The sequence below is a fragment of the Intestinibacter sp. genome (genome assembly GCF_034113885.1).
Lineage (GTDB): Bacteria > Bacillota > Clostridia > Peptostreptococcales > Peptostreptococcaceae > Intestinibacter.
Map to the genome: position 1 here is coordinate 1 of NZ_JAXEWM010000091.1, position 6,120 is coordinate 6,120.

The 6,120-nt window shown below is 29.7% G+C and carries 5 protein-coding genes; 3 read left to right on the top strand and 2 right to left on the bottom strand.

Annotated features, from left to right (window positions below):
* The 3 genes from SPD90_RS05275 to SPD90_RS05285 all read left to right on the top strand — a co-directional run.
* Positions 1-534: insulinase family protein (locus SPD90_RS05275; RefSeq protein ID WP_320924532.1), on the top strand; the 534-nt coding region annotated here is incomplete at its 5' end.
* A gap of 45 nt (positions 535-579) precedes the next feature.
* Positions 580-2,007, top strand: coding sequence for an aminotransferase class I/II-fold pyridoxal phosphate-dependent enzyme (locus SPD90_RS05280; RefSeq protein ID WP_320924533.1), 1,428 nt, complete (start codon positions 580-582; stop codon positions 2,005-2,007).
* A 350-nt stretch (positions 2,008-2,357) separates the two neighbouring features.
* A complete protein-coding gene (locus SPD90_RS05285; RefSeq protein ID WP_320924534.1) occupies positions 2,358-3,419 on the top strand; it encodes an ABC transporter substrate-binding protein in 1,062 nt (353 codons plus the stop codon).
* Between the two features lie 113 nt (positions 3,420-3,532).
* Here the strand turns inward: SPD90_RS05285 and SPD90_RS05290 are convergent, their stop codons facing one another.
* Together SPD90_RS05290 and SPD90_RS05295 are read right to left on the bottom strand one after the other, a co-directional pair.
* Complete coding sequence (locus tag SPD90_RS05290; protein WP_320924535.1) at positions 3,533-4,786, bottom strand: NAD(P)-dependent oxidoreductase; 1,254 nt, start codon at positions 4,784-4,786, stop codon at positions 3,533-3,535.
* A gap of 186 nt (positions 4,787-4,972) precedes the next feature.
* On the bottom strand, positions 4,973-6,120 hold a 1,148-nt coding region (locus SPD90_RS05295; RefSeq protein WP_320924536.1), incomplete at its 5' end, for a protein adenylyltransferase SelO.

Sequence of the window (6,120 nt, forward strand, 5' to 3'; positions counted from 1 at the left end):
CATAGAAAAGGAATAAATAGTTCAAAAGTTCAAATTATATTTCCAATACATCAATTAGACAATTTAGAAATCAAAGCATTGAGGATATTTAATCAGTATTTTGGAGAAGGTGTAAATTCAATTCTTTTTGATACTCTAAGAACAAAGCATGGACTTGTGTACGATATATTGACAAGAGTCTGCCATGAAGAATTTATAAACATTTATAAAATTACATATAGTACATCACACGATAATGTCCAAAAATCAATTGATATAATCAAGGAAATTATTGAGGATGTCAAAAATCTAAAAAATACAATAACAGACGAGGATATAAGATTGTTAGCAAAAAGCTTTAGGCTAAAAAAATTATTTGCAGAAGAACAAAGTGTCAGACTAGCCAAAGAATTAGCCACATATGATACGATGTTTGGAGATTATAGGCTATATTTAGATGAGAGTAAAGATATGGAGAAGTTATCAGTAGATTTTATTATAGATACAGCAGTTAAAGTTTTAGAAAATATGAGTATACAAGTTATAAGTAAATAATTATTACGATATAGGATTTATTTTAAAAAAATTTGGAGAAATAATATGAATAATAAATTACCATTATTAGAAGAATTGTTAAAATACCACAAAGAAAAAAAATTAATATTATCAATGCCTGGAAATAAATGTGGTATTGGATTTTTAAAAGACGATATAGGAAGAGAATTTTTAAATAAAATGGGTTATTTAGATATAACAGAAGTAGGAAATCTAGATAACTTTCATCATGCAGAAGGAGTTATAAAGGAGGCACAGGATCTTTTGGCTGATTTGTACAAGGCAGACAGGGGATATTTTCTTGTTAATGGAAGTAGTTCTGGAAATTTAGCTAGTATTTTTTCAGCATTTAATGAAGGCGATGAAGTGCTAGTTGAAAGAAACTGTCACAAATCTATATATAATGCACTTATTTTGAGAAAATTAAAAGTGGTGTATATAGAATCTGACTTTGATTTAGAAAATGGAATTATTCTTCCTTGTAATGAGATAGATATAGAGAAAGCTCTCGGCAAAGCAGAAAATCCTAAGGGAATAATATTAACTTCACCAAATTATTATGGAGTTTCGTGTAATTTGGACGATATATTGAAAAAATTAAAATCAAAGGGACTAAAGATAGTTGTAGATGCAGCTCATGGAGCTCATTATGGATTTAACCAAAAGCTTCCCAAAAGTATAGTTGAATTGGCTGATTACACCGTAACGAGTGCTCATAAGACTTTGCCAGCTTTGACTCAAGGTGCATATTTGCTTGTGAATGATCCTAGCAGTAATGTAGAATTTTTCATAAGTGCCTTTAATACAACTTCGCCTTCATATCTTATTATGTCATCATTAGATTATGCAAGACATTATTTAGAAAATTATGCAGAACAAGATTATAGTAAGCTTATTGATTTGGCTCAAAGCTACAAAAAAAAGATAAATTCTTTAAATAAAGTGAAAGTACTAAGTCAGAATGATTTAAATAGTTCAAAAAAAAGTTATGAGTTAGATGAAAGTAGATATATAATGACTTTACCATCAGGATATAGCGGAAATAAGCTTTTAGATTACCTTTTAGAAAATAAAATACAAAGCGAAATGAGTTTCTCAAGAGGCGTTGTATTGATATTATCACCATTTAATACAGTAGATGATTTTGAAAAATTATATAGAGCTATAATGTTGCTCGATATGAAAAAACTTAGAGAGGAAGAAAAAAATTTAGAATATATAAAACTCACTAGAAAAAAAATACTAGAGCCTTTTGAAGTACATAATGCTAAATATAGAGAAGTTGATTTATTTGAAGCAATTGGAGAGATTTCTAAAGATTTTATAGTACCATATCCGCCGGGAATTCCTATAGTTCTTCCAGGAGAAGAAATAACTCAAGAAGTAATAGATGCTATAATATGGTACAAAAGTAAGTTTATTTCTATATTGGGTGTTCATCGTAACAGTATAAAAATAGTATTAGTAGAATAATATTAAAGTTTTATATAATTTAAGTAATTTATATTTTATTTTATATTAAATTTTGATATAATAAACATATAAATAAAAATGCTTAGTGCGTCAACACTAAGCATCCTTAGAGCATTTATTTTGCTTTAGGGCTATCGGTTTTAAATAAGAGAAGTTAAGAAATAAGCACTATTGGGATGGAGTGCTTTTTTCTTTGCTTTTAATTTCTATATCAAGTCCAATTACTTTAATTCTAATTCGTATGTAATTAAAAAGATAATTTATAGACAAATTAGTATAAAATATTGTATATTATTGATGATATAAAGTGTAATATTCTAACTAATTTAAAGCTTGAGGGGAGGAGTAGCATGAAGAAATTATCAAAAATACTAGCTATATTCCTATGTATAATGATGACCGGAGCGTTATTTACAGGATGTAGTAAAAAGGAAAAACAACAAATAAACTTTTATAACTACGGTGAAAATATAGACGATGAAACTCTAAAAGAGTTTGAAGAAAAATACGATATAAAAGTAAACATGGAAACATTTGACGATATGGAAGCGATGTATCAAAAAATAAAGAGTGGTGCAGGAAAATACGATGTAGTTCTAGTATCAGATGCTTTAATGCCAAGAATGATTAAAGAAGAGCTTATACAAGAATTAAATAAGGATAATATACCAAATATATCTCAAATGGATGAGCAATATTTAGATTTAGATATAGATCCAGGTAATAAATATTCAGTTCCGTATATGTTTGGAACTGTGGGTATTGTTTACAATAAGGATGTAGTAAAAGAAGAAGTAGATAGCTGGGATATATTATGGGATGAAGAATATAAAGATCAAATATTTATGTTTGACACATATAGAGATACTATAGGTGCAGCGTTGAAGAAATTAGGTTATTCTCTAAATTCAACAGATCCAGATGAAATAGAAGAAGCTAAAGAATTATTAATAGAACAAAGAAAAACAGTAAATCCAATATATGGTGTAGACAATGGAACAACTATGATACCAGCTGGAGAAACTAACATAAATATGATTTGGTCTGGAGAAGGTTTAAATCTTCAAGAAGAAAATCCAAACTTAGTTTATATTGTGCCAAAGGAAGGTGCAAATTTCTGGATTGACAGTTTATGTATAACATCAAATGCTCAAAATGTAGAGGGAGCAGAAAAATTCATAAATTTTGTAAGTGACAAGGAAAGTGCATTGAGAATAGCTGATGAAATCGGATATACAACTCCAAATAAGGAAGCTAGATTAGAACAACCAGAGGATGTTCAAAATAATCCAAATGCTTATATGACTAAAGAAATTATGGATAGATGTGAAATATATAAGGATTTTGATTTAAAAACTAAGCAAATGTATGACGATGCATGGACTGAAATAAAGGTCAATGGTGAAGAATAATTAAATTTTAAATTAGGAAAATGTTCTACATGAAACAATAAATAAAAAACAGTATTGATTATCTAAACAAAGATTGATCAATACTGTTTTTATTTGAGTGAAAATATATTTTATTAAATTACAATTTCTTCTTTTTCAGATAGATTTTGTAAATACTCGTCCATAGAGTTGCTAACTATTTTAGCTGCATTTACAGCTTGGATAACTGTACTAGCTCCTAATACTACATCTCCACAGGCAAATACACCTTCTCTTGTAGTGAGACCTTTTTCGTCAGTTTCAATATGACCACGTTTAGTAATATCAACACCTTTGTTGTTTACAACTATAGTATTTCTAGGTACTTGACTTACTGCTATAAGTATAGAGTCACATTCGAATAGATATTCACTATTAGGTACAGTAGCTAGAGTGATTTTTCCGTCTACTTCTATTTTTTCAGTACGAGCAAGTATTATTCCTTCGTCTACTATTTCAACTGGAGCTTCAAATGTTTTAAATAATATTCCTTCTTGCTGGGCCTCGTGAATTTCGTGTTTAGTAGCTGTCATGTCTTCAAAATCGCGTCTGTAAATTACGTAAACTTCTTCAGAACCGTATTTTTTAGCAGTTCTAGCGGCATCCATTGCCACATTACCGGCACCTATGACTACGACTTTTTTGCCTAAAGAGTAGTATTGAGGGCTTTTTAAGTAGTCTATAGCGTAATGTGAGTGACCAAATGTTTCTCCCTTTATATCTAATCTCTTAGGATTCCATACACCTGTACCTATGAATATTGATTTATATCCATCCTTAAATAATTTGTTTAAAGTTATTACAGGTCCGACTATTGAATTTATTTTTATCTTAACCCCAAAATCTAAAAGACGTTGAACTAATAAATCTATTAATTCTGCAGGTAATCTAAAGTCAGGTATACCGTAAGTTAAAACTCCCCCAATTTTTTCATTTTTTTCAAATATAGTAACATCGTACCCCTTCTTCGCAAGCTCAAATGCAACTGTAAGACCAGCTGGACCTGAACCTACTATAGCGACTTTGATTCCGTTGCTTTTAGGCTTTGTAAATTTTGTATTTTGTAAATATTTTTTTGAAATTTCCTCTTCTATAGAATGAAAGTAAACTGGTTCCTTTTTTATTCCCCTAATACAGTTTCCTCTACATTGTTTTTCATGTGGGCATACTATTGCACAAATCGCTGATAGTGGATTGTTGTCGAATAGTATTTCTCCAGCTTTTTCTATTTCTCCGTTTTTGTAAAGTTGGATTATTTGAGGAATTGGTGTATTTATAGGACAGTTTTTTTGACATCTAGGTTTTTTGCAAAGAAGGCAATTTTCTGCTTGTTGTAAATTATTTATCATTGTGACCTCCTTAACATTCTAAATATTGTAATCAATATTATAACAGAAATATATCATAAATTATATATAAAATATTATGGAAAATAAAGAAATAAAAAACAAAAGAAAAAATATGGAAAATAAACAATACAAATGATTTTATAAAATAGAAGACGTTATATTATATAACGTCTTCTAGATAATAGATTAAGTTCCACAGTATGTTTTATATACACATTGGGATGAAGTAGGTATCTTTGCATATTCTTTTTGAAACTCTGAATGCTCATATGGATTAGATAGAGCCTTTAAAAGATTATTCATTACAGAAAAATCTCCTTTTTCTGCAGCAGATAGAGCCTCTTCAACTCTATGATTTCTAGGTATAACTGCTGGATTAGAATTTTTCATTAAGTTGAATATTTCGTCTTTTGATTTTCCATGAGAGATAATTCTAGCCTGCCATTTTTTGTGCCAATTCACGAACTCATCACTTGAGAACATTTCATTTTTAGGAAAATCTCCAAAAGTCAGAGCTATAAATGTATTTGTAAAATCCTGTTTGTATTTTTTCATCATAGACAGTAATTCATTTAATAGCGATATATCATCTTCTGTAGGTGAAAATATACCTATTTTAGAGGACATATTAGAAATTATCTCTGAAGTAAATAATTCTGTAAATTTATCTAAATTATTTTGCATAATCTCAATAGCCTTATTTTCATCATTATCGATTAATGGAAGTAGAGCCTCTGCTAACCTACATAAATTCCAATTTATAATGAAGGATTGATTTTTATAGGAATATCTACCGTAAGTATCTATAGAACTAAAAACAGTGTCAGGATCATAGACATCCATAAAAGCGCAAGGTCCATAGTCGATAGTTTCTCCACATATACTCATATTGTCAGTATTTAAAACACCGTGTATAAACCCTACACTTTGCCATTTAGCTACGAGTTTAATTTGGCGTCTCATAACTTCATTGATAAAATCAATGTATTTATTTTCGCTGTTTTCTATAAATGGAAAATGTCTCTTTATAGTATAATCTGCTAGAGCTTTTAATTTATCAGGACCTAGCATATATGATGCGTACTCAAAGGTTCCAAATCTAATATGGCTAGAAGCAACTCTAGTTAGTATAGCACCCTGTTCTATTTTTTCTCTATATACATCTTCTCCAGTAGATACAACTGACAGACTTCGAGTAGTTGGAATTTTAAGTGCGTGCATCGCCTCGCTTACTATATATTCTCGTAGCATAGGACCTAAAACAGCGCGACCGTCTCCGTTTCTAGAATAAGGAGTTCTGCCTGAACCCTTGAGCTGAATATCAAATCTTTCTC